18 protein-coding genes are annotated in these 18,157 nt (G+C 62.9%); 15 read left to right on the forward strand and 3 right to left on the reverse strand.

Going from position 1 to position 18,157, the window contains the following annotated elements:
• Nucleotides 1–128 precede the first annotated feature (128 nt).
• From ACOQOU_RS07335 to ACOQOU_RS07380, 10 genes are all read left to right on the forward strand, one after another.
• Entirely contained in the window at nucleotides 129–767 is a 639-nt protein-coding gene (locus tag ACOQOU_RS07335; RefSeq protein WP_109765387.1) for an OsmC family protein, read from the forward strand.
• 39 nt (nucleotides 768–806) lie between these two features.
• The gene (locus ACOQOU_RS07340; RefSeq protein WP_109765389.1) at nucleotides 807–1,298 is read left to right on the forward strand and encodes a TIGR00366 family protein; all 492 of its coding nucleotides are present in this window, start codon (nucleotides 807–809) and stop codon (nucleotides 1,296–1,298) included.
• A 133-nt stretch (nucleotides 1,299–1,431) separates the two neighbouring features.
• A complete protein-coding gene (locus ACOQOU_RS07345; protein ID WP_109765391.1) occupies nucleotides 1,432–1,866 on the forward strand; it encodes a DoxX family protein in 435 nt (144 codons plus the stop codon).
• A 694-nt stretch (nucleotides 1,867–2,560) separates the two neighbouring features.
• The gene (locus ACOQOU_RS07350) at nucleotides 2,561–3,361 is read left to right on the forward strand and encodes a class I SAM-dependent methyltransferase (RefSeq protein ID WP_109765394.1); all 801 of its coding nucleotides are present in this window, start codon (nucleotides 2,561–2,563) and stop codon (nucleotides 3,359–3,361) included.
• Nucleotides 3,354–4,523: a prephenate dehydratase domain-containing protein gene (locus ACOQOU_RS07355; protein ID WP_420578861.1), complete on the forward strand. Its 1,170-nt coding sequence runs from the start codon at nucleotides 3,354–3,356 to the stop codon at nucleotides 4,521–4,523. The genes ACOQOU_RS07350 and ACOQOU_RS07355 overlap by 8 nt, the downstream gene beginning before the upstream one ends.
• A complete protein-coding gene (locus ACOQOU_RS07360; protein WP_306024947.1) occupies nucleotides 4,511–5,941 on the forward strand; it encodes an FAD-binding oxidoreductase in 1,431 nt (476 codons plus the stop codon). The genes ACOQOU_RS07355 and ACOQOU_RS07360 overlap by 13 nt, the downstream gene beginning before the upstream one ends.
• Nucleotides 5,942–5,955: 14 nt before the next feature.
• Entirely contained in the window at nucleotides 5,956–7,269 is a 1,314-nt protein-coding gene (locus ACOQOU_RS07365) for an alpha-hydroxy acid oxidase (RefSeq protein ID WP_306024946.1), read from the forward strand.
• Between the two features lies 1 nt (nucleotide 7,270).
• Nucleotides 7,271–8,239: an ABC transporter substrate-binding protein gene (locus ACOQOU_RS07370; protein ID WP_420578881.1), complete on the forward strand. Its 969-nt coding sequence runs from the start codon at nucleotides 7,271–7,273 to the stop codon at nucleotides 8,237–8,239.
• A 1-nt stretch (nucleotide 8,240) separates the two neighbouring features.
• Entirely contained in the window at nucleotides 8,241–9,173 is a 933-nt protein-coding gene (locus ACOQOU_RS07375) for an ABC transporter permease (protein WP_109765402.1), read from the forward strand.
• Between the two features lie 4 nt (nucleotides 9,174–9,177).
• Complete coding sequence (locus ACOQOU_RS07380) at nucleotides 9,178–9,975, forward strand: ABC transporter ATP-binding protein (protein WP_109765404.1); 798 nt, start codon at nucleotides 9,178–9,180, stop codon at nucleotides 9,973–9,975.
• Here ACOQOU_RS07380 and ACOQOU_RS07385 read toward each other — a convergent pair.
• Nucleotides 9,962–10,348: a YciI family protein gene (locus ACOQOU_RS07385; protein WP_109765406.1), complete on the reverse strand. Its 387-nt coding sequence runs from the start codon at nucleotides 10,346–10,348 to the stop codon at nucleotides 9,962–9,964. The two genes, ACOQOU_RS07380 and ACOQOU_RS07385, sit on opposite strands and share 14 nt — an antisense overlap.
• Nucleotides 10,349–10,495: 147 nt before the next feature.
• Between ACOQOU_RS07385 and ACOQOU_RS07390 the strand changes: the two genes are divergently transcribed.
• From ACOQOU_RS07390 to cueR, 5 genes are all read left to right on the forward strand, one after another.
• A complete protein-coding gene (locus tag ACOQOU_RS07390; protein WP_109765408.1) occupies nucleotides 10,496–11,026 on the forward strand; it encodes a MarR family winged helix-turn-helix transcriptional regulator in 531 nt (176 codons plus the stop codon).
• Between the two features lie 66 nt (nucleotides 11,027–11,092).
• Nucleotides 11,093–12,010, forward strand: coding sequence for a DMT family transporter (locus ACOQOU_RS07395; RefSeq protein WP_306024944.1), 918 nt, complete (start codon nucleotides 11,093–11,095; stop codon nucleotides 12,008–12,010).
• The gene (locus tag ACOQOU_RS07400) at nucleotides 12,007–12,381 is read left to right on the forward strand and encodes a RidA family protein (protein ID WP_306024943.1); all 375 of its coding nucleotides are present in this window, start codon (nucleotides 12,007–12,009) and stop codon (nucleotides 12,379–12,381) included. The genes ACOQOU_RS07395 and ACOQOU_RS07400 overlap by 4 nt, the downstream gene beginning before the upstream one ends.
• A gap of 262 nt (nucleotides 12,382–12,643) precedes the next feature.
• Nucleotides 12,644–15,169 carry a heavy metal translocating P-type ATPase gene (locus ACOQOU_RS07405; protein WP_109765414.1) on the forward strand — a complete coding sequence of 842 codons (2,526 nt, stop codon included), beginning with the start codon at nucleotides 12,644–12,646 and terminating at the stop codon, nucleotides 15,167–15,169.
• Nucleotides 15,170–15,378: 209 nt separating this feature from the next.
• Complete coding sequence (gene cueR / locus ACOQOU_RS07410) at nucleotides 15,379–15,843, forward strand: Cu(I)-responsive transcriptional regulator (protein WP_109765416.1); 465 nt, start codon at nucleotides 15,379–15,381, stop codon at nucleotides 15,841–15,843.
• Between the two features lie 55 nt (nucleotides 15,844–15,898).
• Here the strand turns inward: cueR and ACOQOU_RS07415 are convergent, their stop codons facing one another.
• Entirely contained in the window at nucleotides 15,899–17,311 is a 1,413-nt protein-coding gene (locus tag ACOQOU_RS07415; protein WP_109765418.1) for an ATP-binding protein, read from the reverse strand.
• Entirely contained in the window at nucleotides 17,311–18,033 is a 723-nt protein-coding gene (locus ACOQOU_RS07420) for a response regulator (RefSeq protein ID WP_306024942.1), read from the reverse strand. Before ACOQOU_RS07420 ends, ACOQOU_RS07415 begins: the two co-directional genes overlap by 1 nt.
• Nucleotides 18,034–18,157: the final 124 nt, after the last annotated feature.

Genomic DNA, 18,157 nt, shown 5'->3' on the forward strand with positions numbered 1-18,157 from the left:
CGGGCGAACGCGTTCCGCCAGCAAGACATCACTTCAAGAACCGGCCCGGAATCGACCGAGCGGGCGGCCCGTCTTCCGGGCCGGATGGCCGCCCATTGCCACACCTGGCCAAAAAAAGGAGACCAACCATGACTGATGTGTCCTGGGACATGAACGACAGAACGATCGTGCGAAAGATCCCCGATGAACCCCGTCAGAAGACGCTGCCTGACCCGTCACTGGAAAAGGTCAGGCAGGGCGAACGGATGCGCTTCGATGCCCATGTCAACGTGGAGTCCATGCCGGAAGGCAAACATCTCAAGAAGGTGACGGTCTTCTCCAACGTCCCCGATGGGGGGACATGGGAACTGATTTCCGACGAAGGCACGGCCGTTGGCGGCCGCGGCACGGCGCCGTCGCCGCTGATGTACTTCGCCGCCGGCCTCGGTCTGTGTCTGATGAGCCATGTGGAGATGCTCGCCAAGAGCCGCGATTTCGAAATCTCCGCGGCGCGTCTTGAGCAGCGCAGCACATGGACGACCACAATGGATCTGGGTGCCGTCGCGCCTGCCGACATCTACGGCAAGGGCGAGCTGATGCAGCTCAATCTCATCATTGAAAGCCCTGAATCGACACCGAAGATCTCCGAGTTCATCAGATATTGCCGACAAGCGTGCATGGCACTTCAGACCGTTACGGCGGCAACACCTGTCGCCACAGGCCTTTATCTGAACGGCAACCATATCGGCGATGTCGGCGGCACGGGGCCGTTTCCCAAAGCGGCATGACCTTCAAGGCCACATGCCGGCTCGAGCGATGGTACGGCCTTGGTCGGGCCGGCAGGACCCCTTGCCTCGGTTCGCAGCTTCAGCGGTGCTGTAGCCAACGCGATCTCGGGCGTCGGCGGCATACTTATCCAGTTTCCCTTCTATGCCGGCGGGATGGGCATGATGGTCGGCTCCGGCCTGGCGGCCGGATGGACGACGCTGTTCGTCGACCGGGCGGACGCGACCTTCTTGCCGGCACTTGCCTTCCTGAGCGCAGGGCTCGTGAACGTGCTGATGCCCTCCGGCGGTGGGCAGTGGGCGGTCCAGGGGCCCATCATGATCCCGGCCGCGGCGGCCTTGGGCGCCGATCTGCCGCGCGTGGTGATGGCGGTCGCCTGGGGCGATGCCTGGACGGACATGATCCAGCCCTTCTGGGCGCTGCCGGCATTGGCGATCGCGGGCCTGTCCGCACGCGATATCATGGGCTTTTGCCTTGTCACGCTTTTGGTATCGGACGCGATCCTGCTGCTCGGTTCGACCTTTTTGCCCTGACCGGCAGGCGGCGGCCTCCACCGCCGCCCAACCTGGCGTTTCGCCTGCGGAACGCCAGGTTCCAGTCAGGCCTGTTCCAGATCCGCCCGTCTCTTGGCGATACTCACGTCATTGGAACCGAAGGAGGAATGACATGGCCTACACGGATAACATCGATCAGCCGAAGTGGAAGAACCGGGTCGCCTGGGGCGCGCAGGGTCTGCTTGCATTGGCGTTTCTTGCCGCTGGCTCTCAAAAAATCATCGGCACCGAGCCCATGCTGCAGATGTTCGCTGCGATCGGCCTCGGTCCCTTGTTTCAATATGTGACGGGCAGTCTGGAAATCACCGGAGCCGTCATGCTGCTGATCCCGGCCACAGCGTTCTGGGGCGCGGCCCTGGTCTCATGCATCATGGTCGGCGCCATCTACACGCATCTGGCCGTCATCGGCGGCAGCTTCGTGCCGGCGCTGATGCTGCTTCTGCTGGCCTGCATCGTGCTTTGGGTGCGCAATCCCGGGCGCACGCAAAGCAAAAGTCCGGCCGCCGGCGCCAAGACCACAACACCGGCAGGCCGCATTCGGCTTTGAACGGAAAACAGCCGGCAACCGCGCAGCGTGCGCCTGAGCAAATCGAGGGCTCCGCGCACCCTGCGCGCGTCAGAACCGAACCACCGAGATAGCCAACCCGGAGACGATCCAAGTGAGCGAGGCAGCCAAACGGCTCAGGTCACGCCCTGTGGAGAATTCGACACCCTGCTCGCTTTTGCTGCACCAACAACCGGAAGTGCGGCGCCGCAACCAACCACATCAGCGGCTTTGGCCATCGTCCGGAAGCCGCCATTCGTTCAGCCGAACCATCCTTGCGCGGCCCTCGACAGATCGCGGACAACCGGCGGTCCTTGTGGAACCCAAGCGATTTCAATGACCGGTTTGGCGGCGTTTGCTCAAATTTTTTGCACTGCAATATTTAATTGCGAAATGCAATTGACAAGCTAGTTTTTTGCAAACTATCGTTGCGATCGACGGCCGAGCCAAGGAAATCGCTCCTAAGAAACGCGCAACGTATCCTGTTCCGGCGCGGACCGGTTTTCGCAACGGGACGCGGGCAAAGACCCGGGCGGGTGCGTCGAAAGAAGCCGGGGAGCGGCAGGATCCCGGCGGGTGCCGCCCGCCGACGACCGTCCCGCGATGCCATGCGGTTGACCGAGGAAGATGGAGGAAACGACACGGCCACGCGGCCAGGAGCGGTCGAAACACGTCTGCAATCAGAAGGACCAGATCGATGTATGCCGATGCAAAGACCGAATCCCAGTCGATTGAATTCATCGGAAAACGATCGTCGGATTATCGGAATGCCCTGTCGCACTACGCCGACGCATGGCGGCCGGACATCGCCTGCATGAAGCGGTTTCTTCAACCCGCGCAAGGCGAGCGCATTCTCGAAGTCGGGGCCGGGAACGGATATTTCAGTGTCGCCATCGCCGATTGCCTGGGGCCGGACGGGCTCCTTGTGGCAAGCGATCCTTCAACCGATCAGTTGGCCGGTATCGAAGCCGAAAGCAGGCACGGCAACATCCGGGTTGTGCCGGCATCGGCCGACACGCTCGCCATCGATTTCCACGGGTTCGACGCGATCTGGAGCCGTGGCGCAATCCATCACGTCACCGACAAGACCGCCGCGTTCACCCGGTTTGCCGAGCTGGCGCGGCCCGGCGCGCGCTTGGCTGTCGCGGACGTCTTCTCCGGAACGGTGCTTGCCAGATATTTCGACAGCTTCATCGCGCGAAGCTGCAGCACGGGCCACGAGGTGGCATTCTTGTCGCGCGAGTTCGCCGAGAGCCTTTGCGCGCTCACGGGCTGGGGAGAGCCCGTCTTTCATGAAGTCGTCACACCCTGGGAGTTCAAGAAGCGCGAGGACATCGGCTGTTTTCTGCAGCTCTTGTTTTCCGCCAAACCCGGCTACAGCGCCGAAGACTGCCTTGAAGCTGCGGACCGGCACCTGAGCGTGAGCCAGACGACGTCCGGCTGGGCGCTCATGTGGCCCATGACCGTGATGACATCGGTCCGGCCGGCACATGGTTGACGGGCAATCTTTGAGGATCCGCGCCATGCGCCGACCCCGGAAGCTGAAAGGACATGGCGACAGACAAGGCGTGCGCCGCAAGCGCTCCCTCTCGCAGGGCCGCCGCAAACCCGATTTGCGGGTTGCTCGCCGATACGGCCATGATACGGGCCGGGGCACGTCGTCACCTCGCCGGGAGTATCCCGCGCTCGGGCGACATGGCGATGCTGCTTGTGGCGGCCTCCGGGCGGCGTCCGCGATGCCCGAAAGTCGAGTGGCGCCGAATGTCGCCATCTATCACGGCAGCGTCGGCGCGTTCGCTCATATCGCCTGCGAAAGCGCCTTCCCCGACGCCAGAAGCATTGCCGGTGACAGTTTGCTCGACGTCGTCGATGCGGTGCGAAGCGGCGCGGCAGACGTCGCCGTCTTGCCGTGTGAGAACGTTCTTGCCGGCCGGGTGCCGGACATTCACATGCTCTTGCCGGAAGCCGGTCTTTCGATTGTCGGCGAGATCTTCCTGCCGATCGAGCTTCATCTGGTTGCCCCGGAAGGCTGGTCGCTTGCGGAGATAAGGCGGGTGCATTCCCATCCGGTCGCGCTGCGGCAGGTGCAGCGCTTTCTGAGGTCAAACGGCCTCTTCGCCGTTGCACAGAGCGATACCGCCACCGCGGCGGCGCTGATCAAACAGAAGGGCGATCGTGCGGACGCCGCCATTGCCTCGAATCTCGCCGCACAGACCTATGGCCTCCAAGTCCTGAAGCCGAACATACAGGACGATCCCTTCAACATGACCCGCTTCTATGTGCTGGCGGCAAAGCCGATCGTTCCGGCGGCGGATCGGCCAGACGTCCTGACCTGCCTGATGTTTGAAGTCCGCAATACGCCCGGAGCCCTGTTTCGGGCGGTCGGCGGCTTTGCCGAAAACGGCATCAACCTCACCAGGCTGGAGAGTTATCTGGTCGGCGGCCAATTCGTGGCAACCCGTTTCCTGTGCGAGTTCGAGGGCCATCCGGACGGCCCGCCGGTTCGCCGGGCGCTTCATACACTTCGGCACTTCACGACCAGTCAGACCATCATGGGCGTGTTTCCAATGCACAGCGCCGGGTCGAGAACCCGTGCCGACCGCGACCTGCCGACCAACGAGCGCAGGTCGAAACCGGGGCTTTCCCGATGTCAGCCTTGAACTCACCTCGCACCGACGAGAACGATCCGCTGGCAGATGTGGTGTCGGCGCTCAAAGCGATGCTGGGCGACCGCCTGTCCACCTCTGCGGCCGTGCGCCAGCACCATGGTCAGGACGCCAGCTACCTGCCGCCTTATCCGCCGGATGCGGTTGCCTTCCCCGAAGACGCAGCCGAGGTCGCCGCCATCGTCGCCTTGTGCCACGACCACGATGTTCCAGTGATCGCCTTCGGTACGGGGACTTCGTGCGAGGGGCATGTCGCGGCTCTGCACGGCGGTATTTGCCTGGACATGTCGCAAATGGATGCGATCGGCCCGGTGAGCACCGCCGACATGACGTGCGTCGTCCAGCCGGGAGTGACCAGAAAAAAGCTGAACGCCCATCTGCGCGACTGTGGCCTGTTCTTTCCGGTGGACCCGGGCGCCGACGCTTCCATCGGCGGAATGATATCGACCCGTGCCTCCGGTACGATGGCCGTGCGGTACGGCACCATGAAGGACCAAATCGTCTCCCTGGATGTCGTCCTCGCCGACGGGACGCAGATGCGGACGTCAAGTTCGGCGCGCAAATCGTCGTCCGGATACGATCTGACCCGGCTTTTCGTCGGTGCCGAAGGCACCCTTGGCGTTATCGTCTCCGCCACATTGCGGCTTCATCCCGTTCCCGAAGCTGTCGAGACCCTGTTGATCGCTTTTCCGTCTCACACCGGAGCGATCGACTGCGCGATCGAGATCATGGGTGCGGGCATCCCTGTCGCCCGGATCGAATATCTCGATGACGTCCAGATCCGCGCCATCCAAGCCCATTCCGACCTCGGGCTGACCTCCGGCGAGACACTGATCGTGGAATGCGCCGGTGAACCTGACAGCGTTTCGCGCCAGACCGCGTGGATTGCCGAAATCGCCGCCGAACATGCGGCGGCGCGGATCGACACGGCCCGTCTTCCCGAAGAACGCGCGCGCATCTGGCGGGCCCGGCACGACGCATGGTGGGCCGCACTGGCGCTGCGGCCGGGCGCCAAGGGCATTCCAACCGACAGTTGCGTTCCCGTCTCCCGGCTGGCGGAAGCCATCGCCCTCGCCAAACAGGACTGCGCGCAGCTCGGGCTCACGGCACCGATCTGCGGTCATGTCGGCGACGGCAATTTCCACATGTGCGTCATCTTCGATCCGGACGCGCCGTCCGAACGCGAAAAGGTCGACGAGCTTCTGCGGCGCTTGTCGCGGCGCGCCATCGCCCTTGGCGGAACGATCACCGGCGAACATGGGATCGGATATGGCAAGCGGGCTTATCTTGCCGAAGAACATGGCGCTGCCGGCGTGCGCGCGATGGCGGCCATCAAGCGGGCGCTTGACCCGCGCGGCATTCTCAATCCCGGAAAAATCGTGGAAGCCGGCGATCTGCCGCCTTTTGAGTAAGAGGCATCGGTCCGATGATACATCGCCAACACTCCATTGCCGATTTTCGCGAAACAGCCCGCCGGCGGCTTCCCCGCTTCGTCTTCGACTTCATCGACGGCGGAAGCGGAACGGAAAACACTTTGGCCGAAAACCGGACAGCGCTTGACCGGGTCCGTCTCGTCGGCTCTGCGCCAACCGACATCAGCTCGTGTTCGCAGTCGGTGAGCCTTTTCGGTCAGCGCTATGACCGTCCGATCATCATCGGTCCGACAGGACTGGCCGGCGCCGCATGGCCACGCGGGGACGTCGATTTGGCCCGCGCCGCGGCCGCCCACAACATTCCATTTGTCATGAGCACGGCCGCGACGGCCACCATGGAAGCGGTCGCCGCCGCCGGCAATGGCGCCAAATGGTTCCAGCTTTACATCTTCAAGGATCGGGCGGTCAGCAAGCGGCTTGTCGCCAAGGCACGCGATCTCGGTTTCGGCGCGCTCGAGGTGACGGTCGACAATGCCATTCCCGGACGCCGTCTGCGCGATGCGAAGAACGGCTTTTCTTTGCCGTTCCGCTGGTCACCGGCAAAGCTGGCGAGTCTTGCCGCCCATCCCGGCTGGAGCCTGCGGACGGCGCGCGCCGGCCCGCCAAGACTGGAGGTCATGGCGGCCGAACTCGGCCTGGAGAAGGCCGACACGATCGCAGAACTCATGCAGGCCCAGCTCGATCCTTCCGTTGATTGGGAAGACATCAAATGGGTGCGCGACGCCTGGGACGGTCCGCTGGTCGTCAAAGGCATGCTCGATCCCGGCCAGGTTGCCAAGGCATTGGAGATCGGCGTCGACGGGCTGGTCATATCCAACCATGGCGGGCGCCAACTCGATGGCGCGATCGCCACGATCGACATACTGCCCGAGTTCCGGGCCGAGTGCGGATCGAGGCTCACCCTTCTCGTCGACAGCGGCTTCCGGACGGGCTCGGACATTGCCCGTGCACTCTGTCTTGGTGCCGATGCCGTCCAGGTCGGCCGCGCAACGCTCTACGCCCTTGCGTGTGGAGGCGAGGAAAGCGTCAGTCATGCGCTGTCCATCCTCGGAAGCGAGCTCAACGTCGCTCAGATGCTGATGGGCGCGCGGACGGTCAAGGACTTCGACCAGTCCATGGTGCGTTGCCGCTTGGCACCCGAAAACCCCGAACCGATGGCGACAGCCGCCGCCGCGCCGCGGCAGTCGGGCCTCCTGTCGACGGTTGCCGAAAACACCCATGGCGCCCTGCCCTACCCCGCGCCTCAAGCTTCGCGGAAACGCGAGTTCCAAGCGTCCAGCAAAACAAACAGCGAAAGGATCATCTGATATGTTTCGAAAGAAAGCAGCAAGCTTCGCCGCGGCGGCACTGATCTCGGCGGCATGTTCGGTTGCCTCGGCAACCGAGATGACCCAGGTCGCGATCACCTACATCATCGATCATCCTGCGATCGACGCGGCGCGCATGGGCATCGTCGATGAATTGAAAGCCCACGGGTTCAAGGAGGGCGAAACGCTCGAACTGCGTGTCCAGAGCGCTCAGGGCAGCATGCCCACGCAGCTCCAGATCGCAAAAGAGTTCGCGGGACTGGAACCCGATCTGCTCGTCGCCATCAGCACACCTTCGGCCCAGGCGCTTCAAAGCACGGCCGGCGACATCCCGCTTCTCTTCGCGGCCGTCACCGATCCGGTCGGCGCCAAGCTGGTCGAAAGCATCGAGGCACCGGGCGGAAACATCACCGGCACGACCGACAAACAACCCTTCGGACCGACATTGGCGCTGATCAAGACGCTTGTCCCCGACGCAAAGAGGATCGGGGTCATCTACAATGCCGGCGAAGCCAATTCCGTGTCCCAGGTCGCCGCACTGAAGGTTGAATTGGAGGCGCATGGCCTCGAGATCGAGGAGAGCACCGCCTCCCAGACGGCGATGGTCGCCGATGCGGCCCTCAGCCTGGCCGGGCGTGCCGACGCCATCCTCATCCCCACCGACAGCACCATTGTGGCAGCGGTGGAGAGCGTCGTGAACGTTGGCGAGAGGGCGAAGATCCCGGTCTTCGCCAGCGACACGGATTCCGTCGAGCGCGGTGCGCTGGCTGCCCTCGGTTTCGACTATTACAAGCTCGGGCGCCTGACCGGCGAGATGGCAGTGCGTGTGTTGAACGGGGAGAGCCCGGCGGCGATCCCGGTGGGAGCGCTGGACACGCAGGACCTTTACCTGAACACAAGCGCCGCAGCCGCAATGGGCGTGACACTTCCCGATGACATTCTGGAGCAAGCCACGAAAGTGATCCAGTAAGGTGAGCGCGCTAGCCGTCGCCGGCGCCATTGAAGCCGGCCTTCTCTTCTCCCTTGTGGCGCTCGGGGTTTATCTCTCCTTTCGCGTCCTCAACTTTCCCGACCTGACGGTCGATGGCAGCTTCCCACTCGGGGCTGCCGCGACCGCTGTCGCGATCATTCATGGCGTCAATCCGTTCCTTGCGACGGTCATAGGTACGTTCGCCGGCTGTTGCGCTGGCTTCGTGTCGGCCTTTTTGAACGTCCGGTTCCGGATTCTCAATCTGTTGGCCGGCATCCTGACCATGGTGGCCCTCTACTCGATCAATCTGCGGGTGATGGGACGACCGAACATCTCGCTTTACGGCGAGAACACGATCTTCACCGCGTTCGAGGGGGTGATCGATCTCGGGATCTGGACGACCAGCGCGATCCTTCTGGTTTTCGCAATTGCCATGAAACTGCTCGTCGACTGGTTCCTGGGAACACAGGTCGGCCTGGCGCTCAGGGCCAGCGGAGAGAACCCGGCCATGGCTCGCGCACAATCGGTCAGCAACGGACGCATGACGATCATCGGCATGTCGGTGAGCAACGCCCTTGTCGGGCTGGCCGGCTCCCTCTTCGCCCAGAGCCAGGGCGTCGCCGACGTTTCGCTGGGCATCGGTACGATTGTGACCGGCCTTGCCGCATTGATCATCGGCGAAACCCTTCTGGGCTCGACAAAGGTCTTCTGGGCGACGCTTGGCTGTCTCATCGGCGCGCTTCTCTATCGCCTGTTCATCGCCGCCGCCCTCAGCGCGGGATTTCTCGGCATTCAGGCGCAGGACCTCAATCTCGTCACGGCCGTTGTTGTCGCGATCGCCGTCATTCTTTCCCAAGCCAGGCGAAACAGCCGTTTCAAGTTCTGGCCAAAGATGCGGAGCCTGCTGATGGATACGCAGCCGCAGAAAGGGTGAATTCGTGCTCAGTGTTTGCGATGCCTTTTTGACGTTCAACCCGGGAACGCCGCTGGCGGTTCCGGCACTGCGCGGTGTGGATCTCGACGTGGAGGAAGGCCAGTTCGTCACGGTCATCGGCACCAACGGCGCCGGCAAGTCCACGCTTTTGTCAGCCATCGCCGGAGATGTCCGTCTCGACAAGGGCGGCATCTATATCGACGGTCAGGAAGTCACCAATTGGCGCACGGAGCAGCGGGCCAGCATGATCGGGCGGGTTTTCCAGGAACCGCGCGCCGGCACCTGCAGCGGCCTGACCGTGGAGGAAAACCTCGCCCTTGCGGCAAGCCGCGGCAGCAGGCGAAGCCTGCGCAATGCGCTGGGCCGGGGCGGCCAGAGGCGCCGGCTGGCCGACCAGCTCTCACGGCTCGACATGGGGATGGAAGACAGGCTCGGTGCGATGGCCGGAACGCTTTCGGGAGGACAGAGGCAGGCACTCAGCCTGCTGATGGCGACCCTGCTGCCGATGAAGATCCTCATTCTGGACGAACACACCGCCGCGCTTGATCCGGGCGCCGCAGCGACGGTCCTCGATCTGTCGGCGGAAATCACCGGAGAGCAGAAACTGACAACTCTCATGGTGACGCACAGTATGCGCAACTCGCTCGATTACGGCGACCGCACCATCATGATGAACGGCGGCCGCATCCTGCTCGATGTTCATGGTGACGCGCGGAAGGGCTACGACGTTCCGGACCTGCTCGATCTTTTCAAGAAGACCACCGGCACCGAGGTCGAAGACGACCAGCTCATCTTGTCCTGACCGCGCCGGCCCCGTGGCGCGGCCCGGAAACCGGATGCCCCCGAAGTGCCGCGCGCTCACGCGCCAGTTCTTTCATCAGCAGGCCGGGCGGGTTTTCTGGGACCATCTGGCGAAAACGGCTGATCCTCAACTCCGAAAACAACCCCGCCCGCGAATAGGGTTCGGCATCCAGAAACGCCTCGACAGCCTCGCGCGTGTCGTAGGACAGCACCATCAGACTGCCGATCACCTTCGACCCATCCTCGTTCTGCAACGGGCCGCCAAATGCCACCCGCTCATTGTGCGCGATCATGTATTCAAGGTGTTCGGCACGCGTGCGCCGGCGAAGGTCTCCGGCATCCTGCCGGTCGATGCAATGGACGACAAATGGCATGTCCGATCCTTTTCGATCTGGCGTTTCCCGTTCCGCAAAAGCACGTCACCTCTTGGTCATCGGTCTTTGACGGATTAAGCCGTTGCCCGAGCGGATTAAAAAGGATACGCTTGCATTATGCAATTAATTAGCACTCAAAAATCGAAAATGGACGACGGCCAGAGCCCGATCGATCCGGATGCGACACTTCAGCTGGAAGCCTGGCTCCCCTACCGGCTTTTCCGCATTTCCGCCCGCGTTGCGGATGTCCTCAACGCGTTTTACGGACCCAGGTTCGGCCTGTCCCGGTCCGCATGGCGCACGATGGCGATCATCGCGAACCGGCCCGGCGTCAGTGCCAAGGAAATCTGTCAGGCTGGCGGCCTTGACCAGTTCGCGGTGTCGCGCGCGGTCAAGCAATTGGTGGAACTGGGCTTCGCCCAACGCCAGACTGGCCGCTCCGACCGGCGATATGCCGCAATCGAGCTCTCGGAGACCGGCTGGGCCGCCTTCAGCGAGATCTCCGGACTTGCGGAACGTCTCGAAACCGAGCTGGTCCATGCGGTCTCGCAGGAGGAGCTGGACGTCTTGAACGGCATACTGGCCAAACTTGACGACGCCAGCGCGGGAATTCTGGCGCGCGGATGGCGTGGCGTCAGGGAAGCGCCCGAGGCGCAAGAGCCGAAATCCGAAGCTTGAGCAGGCCATCCCGAACGCAAAGACGTTCCGTCCGCGTGCCATGGCCTGCCGGGACGAAGGAGGAGCATGAGCGCGTTTCTTTTTGTTGCGATGGCGGTTCTGTGGGGGAGCAGTGCCATCGTGACCGGTCATCAGGCAATCTCCGGCGCTCCTGAGGTTTCGGTTGGATACCGAATGGCGCTCGTCAGCCTTGTCATGTTCGGCTGGAGCATCGCGCGCGGCGAGAAGATCGGGCTGCGGCCAATCGATCAGCCTTGGGTTGTGGTCCAGGGGGTCCTGTTTTTCGGCCTGGCCTTCATCACCTTCTATCATTCAACGACGCTGATCACCTCCGGCATTTCGGCGCTGGTTCTTTCGACATCCTCCCTGTTCGCGGCCGTCGTGGGTTGGCTGTTCCTGTCGGCGCCGGTCACCATGCGCATGCTTTTCGGCATCATGTCCGGCATCGCCGGCCTTGCCGTCATTGCGATGCCGCAGCTTCTGGCGGTGTCGTCCGGCCCTCAAACGATGGCTGGCGTTGCACTTGCCCTGGCGGCGGCGGCATGCACCGGATGCGGCACCGTCGTTGCCATGCGAAACCAGCAAGCCGGGATACCCATATCAGTGCTCATGAGCTGGGCAGCGCTTTTTGGCGCCCTGTTTTCGTTCGCGCTGGCGCTGTTCGGTGACATGAGCTTCAAGGTCGACATATCCGCGGCATATCTTGCCGGGCTGGCCTACTTGGCGATCATCGCGTCCTGCGTGACGTTCTTCATGTATTTCAGCCTCGTCCAACGTATCGGCCCGGCCAGCGCGTCCTACACGCTGGCGCTCGTGCCGGTGGTTGCGCTGCTTCTGTCGGCCCTGTTCGAGAATCTGACGATCGACGGCTATGTGATCGCTGGCGGCATCGCGGTTCTCTTCGGCAACATTCTCGTCCTCAGCGCTCCGGCAAGACAGCCCGCGCCTGCAAAAGTTGTTCAGGGAAAGGAGAAACCCTTGTGAACAAGCAAGTCTTCGGCGTTCATCCCGTGGTCCCGCTCTCCTCGGCCGTCAGGGCGGGCGACTTCATCTTCCTGTCCGGCCAGGTGCCCTTCGGCCCTGACGGCGCGCTCGTCGGCGGAGACATCGAAACGCAGACCCGCCAGGTGCTCGACAACATCGCCGCCGCGCTTGAGCAGGCCGGCGCGTCTTTGGATGATGTCGTGAAGACCACCATCTGGCTGACGGACCGGAACGATTTCGTGCGCTTCAATGCGGTTTATGCGCAGTACTTCCCGCATTTGCCTCCGGCGCGGTCCTGCGTCGGCGCGCCTTTGATGGTCGACGCGAATGTGGAGATCGAGGTGGTGGCCTACCGCCCGGCCCCCTCATAGGGGCCCGCCGCCAAGTGGCGTCTGCGACGCCATGACTCAAGACCGGGTTTTCACGCGTTGGATTGGGGGACGCCCGTCGCGGGACATGTTTCCGATGTGAACTGCATGTGAAGCTCCTCGGTTTGCCGCATGCACAGACCGATACGGCCTCAAACCGTTGCAAGGTCAACAGCGAAAAAACCGCACCCCTCTCCCTTGACCTTCCAGTCGTTGGAAGCCCTATCTTGCTGTGCGAGCGACATGTTGAAGGGAAGGAAAGGCGATGAATGCGCCGGCAGAAAAACACTCGCAAGACAAAGTGAGTTTCCCGATCGAGGGGATGAGTTGCGCTTCCTGTGTCGGCCGTGTCGAGGCAGCGTTGAAGGCGGTCCCCGGCGTCGAACAAGCAAGCGTCAATCTCGCAACAGAACGAGCCGAGATCGTGCTGGCTGCCCCGGTCGCACGGGATGTGCTGGCCGATGCAGTGCGGGATGTCGGCTACGACGTTCCGGCTGGCTCGGCCGAATTGTCGATTTCCGGCATGACGTGCGCGTCATGTGTCGGCCAGGTCGAAAAGGCGCTGAAGGCCGTGCCGGGCGTGACCGGTGCCGTGGTAAACCTTGCAACCGAGCGAGCGAGTGTCACGGGCAACGCTGATATGAGCGCGTTGGTCGAGGCCGTGGCCCATGCCGGCTATGACGCCAAACCGATTGACCGCAGCGGCGATGAGCACGCCGAGACCGTCGCCCGCAAGGACGCCGAGGAAGCTGCGCTCAAGCGCAGCGTGATCCTTGCAGCGCTGCTCACGGCACCGGTTTTCATCCTGGAGATGGGCCGTCATGTCATTCCCGGCATGCATGAACTGATCATGACGACGATCGGCATGCAGGCGAATTGGTACATTCAGTTCGGCTTCACCGCACTCGTCCTGTTCGTCCCCGGCATCCGTTTTTACACCCACGGCTTCCCGGCCCTGCTTCGCGGCGCGCCCGACATGAACAGCCTTGTTGCCGTCGGCACGTCGGCGGCCTTTCTCTATTCGGTTGTCGCGACCTTTGCGCCAGCATTGCTGCCGGCCGGAACGGTGAACGTCTATTTCGAGGCCGCCGCCGTCATCGTCACGCTGATCCTGCTCGGTCGATATCTCGAAGCGCGCGCCAAGGGACGCACATCCGAGGCGATCAAGCGTCTCGTCGGACTTCAAGCCAAGACGGCACGTGTTCGGCGCGATGGCAAAACCACCGAAATCGCGGTGGCCGATGTCGCACCGGGCGACATCGTCGAGGTGCGGCCAGGCGAACGCGTGCCAGTCGATGGCGCGGTGATCGAAGGCGAGAGCTATATCGATGAATCGATGATCACCGGAGAGCCGGTTCCGGTCGCCAAGTCGAACGGCGCCGAGGTTGTCGGCGGCACGGTCAACCAGACAGGCGCGCTGGCCTTCAAGGCGACCGCCGTCGGTGCCGATACCATGCTTGCCCAGATCATCCGCATGGTGGAAGAAGCGCAGGGATCGAAATTGCCGATCCAGGCGCTGGTCGACCGGGTAACGCTGTGGTTCGTCCCGGCAGTCATGATTATCGCGGCGCTGACCTTTGTCGTCTGGCTGACGTTCGGGCCGGAACCGGCGCTGACATTCGGACTGGTCAATGCCGTGGCTGTTCTGATCATCGCATGCCCTTGCGCCATGGGTCTGGCCACGCCGACCTCGATCATGGTCGGCACCGGACGCGGCGCGGAAATGGGCGTTCTGTTCCGAAAGGGCGAAGCGCTTCAACTCCTCAAGGAGGCAAAGGCAGTCGCGCTCGACAAGACCGGGACGCTGACGGAAGGCAAGCCGGCTTTGACCGACCTCGAACTGGCCGAAGGCTTTGAACGCGATGACGTGCTGGCGCGGATTGCCGCGGTGGAATCCAGGTCCGAGCACCCGATCGCCCGGGCCATCGTCGAAGCGGCCGAGACCGAAGGGCTCGATCTGCCGAAGGTGACAGGCTTTGACTCCGTGACCGGTTTCGGCGTGAAAGCGGAGGTGAATGGCGCGCGCGTCGAGATCGGCGCTGACCGGTTCATGACCAGACTTGGCCTCGATACGGCCCTCTTCACTGAAACCGCCGACCGGCTCGCCGACGAGGGCAAGACGCCGCTCTATGCGGCTATCGGCGGAAGGCTTGCCGCCATCGTGGCGGTGGCCGACCCGATCAAGCAGACCACACCCGAGGCGATCAAGGCACTGCACGATCTGGGCCTGAAGGTGGCGATGATCACCGGCGACAATCGCCGCACGGCAGACGCCATCGCGCGCCGTCTGGGCATCGACGAAGTGGTGGCCGAGGTGTTGCCCGACGGCAAGGTGGAAGCGGTCAAGCGCTTGAAAGCCGAGCATGGCAGACTGGCCTTCGTCGGCGATGGCATCAACGATGCGCCTGCGTTGGCGGAGGCCGATGTCGGGCTTGCCATCGGCACTGGAACCGATGTTGCCATCGAAGCGGCCGACGTCGTGCTTATGTCCGGCAGCCTGAAAGGCGTGCCGAACGCGATCGCGATCAGCCAGGCGACGATCCGCAACATCAAGCAGAACCTGTTCTGGGCGTTTGCCTACAACACGGCTCTGATCCCGGTTGCAGCGGGCGTGCTCTACCCCGCCTTCGGCTTGCTTCTGTCGCCGATCTTCGCCGCCGGTGCCATGGCGCTGTCCAGCGTCTTCGTTCTCGGCAATGCGCTGCGATTGCGCGGGTTCAACGCCCCCATGGAAGCGGACGCGCCTGCCAGTGCACCAGCGCCAAGCCCCCGCCTCGCCCCGGCGCAATAGCCAAGGCGCAGCGCACGGGTCATGCAAGTGACGCGGGTGCCGAGGACATTGAGGATATTGACGTCCGGAAGACTCGCACGGCCGGACCGCCGACGATGATCGACGCCATAATGGAAGCGACCGGCGCGGCAGGACGATCTGCACACCGACGTCTTTTGCACGCCCGAGGACGATGACGCGAGAATACCCGGACGACACAGGAGGCAAGCATGAACATCGGACAAGCGGCCGACGCGTCAGGCGTTTCAGCCAAGATGATCCGCTACTATGAGCAGAACGGCCTGATCCCGCCGGCTGCCCGAACCGAGGCCGGCTACCGTGTCTATTCCGAGCAGGACGTGCACATGCTGCGGTTCATCCGGCGTGCGCGCGATCTGGGGTTCTCGGTCGATGCCATAGGCGGTCTGCTTGACCTGTGGCGCGATCAGTCCCGTCAAAGCGCCGACGTCAAACGACTGGCGCTGGAGCATGTTCGAAGCCTTCGTCGGAAAATTGGCGAACTGGAAGCCATGGCCGACACGCTGGAAGACCTGGCGGCGAACTGTTCCGGCGATCACCGACCGGACTGCCCGATCCTCAACGATCTTGAACGTCCCAAAGAAGGCCGCACGAACACGACCTCTGAACCGCGCAAGGGGGCCATCGGACTCAACATACTCAGCAGTCAGCGGTGAGATCGCAGGCCGAACGGCGCGCGTGATTCCGAATGCAGTCTCTGGGGTCGGGACCCTAGGCTTCCGTCGGACCGGGATCGGAAACCAGCGGCAAGCTTATCGCGGCTGTCAGCCCGCCTTCTGGCCGGTTGGCCAATTCGATGTTGCCGCCGTGACCCTGAATGATCGTGCGCGCGATTGCCAGGCCCAAGCCTGCCCCGCCGGTCTCACGGGAACGGGACGTTTCGATGCGTACGAAAGGATCGAAAACGCGTTCGACATCTTCCTGGGGTATGCCCGGACCATCATCGGCAACGGTGATTTCAGCGTTGTCTCCGCTGGGTGCCAGCGAAACCCGTGCGCTGCCACCATAACGAACGGCGTTGTCGATGATGTTGCGCAAGGCGCGCCTTAACGCCGTCGGACGCAGCCGTGCCCATAAATCAGGTTCTGCCGACAGCTCCACATCTTGTCCGGTTTCGGCCAAGTCGCTGCAAAGATCGCGCAGAAATGCCGAAAGCTCATGCGTCTCGTAGGCTTCAGCGTTGGCCATGCCGCGAGCGAAAGCGAGAGTCTCGTCGACCATCTGCTGCATCTCGCCGATCGTCGCAATCAGCCGCTCCCGGGTCTCCTGATCCTCGACCATTTCGGCCCGGACACGCATCGCAGTCAGCGGAGACCGCAAATCGTGGCCAAGCGCACCCAGGAGCCGGGTGCGGTCAGATACGAAGCGCGTCAGCCGCGCCTGCATCTGATTGAACGCTTCGGTCAGTTCTTGAACCTCCGAAGGACCTGCCGGGGCAAGTTCCGCAACGTGTTCGCCCCGGCCCAAGCGATCGGCCGCTCCTGCCAGACGGCTCAGCGGCCCGGTGAGACGAGAGAGCATGAACCACAACGCGGCTGCCAGGATCAATGCGGCAGTCAGTCCGAAGCTGAGAGCTGTGAGCCAGGTCCATTGTAGTGGCGGCCGTTGAAACCGGGTACCGACGTTCAGCCATTCACCGGAGCCCAGCGCGATGGAAAGGTTCATCTCTATCGCCGACATCCGGCCGTGCATCATGCGGCTATGCATCCGGGCCATGCCGTCCGGGACGCCGGCGATCGCTGGAAATCCTGCTTCGATTTCCCGCAGGTCAAGCCGGATTTCCCTGTCACCGGCCGCACCCAGCAAACCTCTAATCCGTTCGACGACGGGTCCGCTGGTGTTGTGGTCGTGGACTTGGACGTTCGGCATTGGACCGACGTCAAAGCGGACCAGCGGCGAATCGGCGGCCCGCAAGATCGATGCATGAAGCGATGGCGGCGCCTCTTCGATCAGCCTTACGACGTTGGCGGCGCGCCCGGCAGCTTCCATTCCGAGGGCCGCCCGTACGGCCAGACTGCGTTCGTCGACGAACAGGAACAGGCTGACAATCTGAGCGACAACCAGCGCGCCAAGAATCAGGATGACCAGTTGGGTACGCAGACTGATGGCGGCCAGACGCCGCATCACGATCCGACCTCGACATCTGCGGTCAGGCTATAACCGTCACCGCGAACCGTCGATATGATCTGGGGTCGTGACGGATCCTGTTCGATCTTGCGCCGAAGCCGGCTGACCTGGTTGTCGATTGTACGATCGAGCGGGGGGGCGGCACGTCCCGCAGTCAAATCCAAAAGCTGATCGCGGCTGAGAACCATGCGCGGACGCTCGAGAAAGACGGTCAGAAGCTTGAACTCGGAGCTTGTCAGATCGATTTCATTGCCGTTGTCGGCGCATAGCCGACGGCTGTCTGTGTCGAGCGTCCAGCCGGAAAATGCGACCAGCCTGCCCGACAGTTCGCCCGCGCTGCTTTCGCGTCTCTCGGCGCGCCTGAGAATAGCCTTGATGCGCGCAAGCAATTCCCGCGGATTGAAGGGCTTGGACAAATAGTCGTCGGCACCGAGCTCAAGCCCGACAATGCGATCAGTCTCTTCGGCCAGGGCCGTCAGGAACAGGATTGGCACGTCGCTCTCGGCCGAGAGACGCCGGCACACCGACAGGCCGTCTTCGCCCGGCATCATGATATCGAGCACAATCAGATCGAAGCGGCCCGACTTGAGCTTGTTGTCCATCTCGACCGCATCGCGCGCCGTGGTCGCTCGCATCCCGTTCTTTTCCAGATAGCGGCTGACAGCATCGCGGATCTCGCGATGGTCATCGACGACCAGGATGTGCGGCTGCTCATTCATGTCCTCTTCATAGCGTGCGGTGACGGCATTTCAGATCAAAATTGTCCGCAAAAGTAACGAGGACCGGCGCAGTTACAGACCGATACAATCCCGCTCTGCGCGGCTATGGCGTTTTGTCTCCCAT

This window comes from Oceaniradius stylonematis (assembly GCF_965223445.1).
Taxonomy (GTDB): domain Bacteria; phylum Pseudomonadota; class Alphaproteobacteria; order Rhizobiales; family Rhizobiaceae; genus Roseitalea; species Roseitalea stylonematis.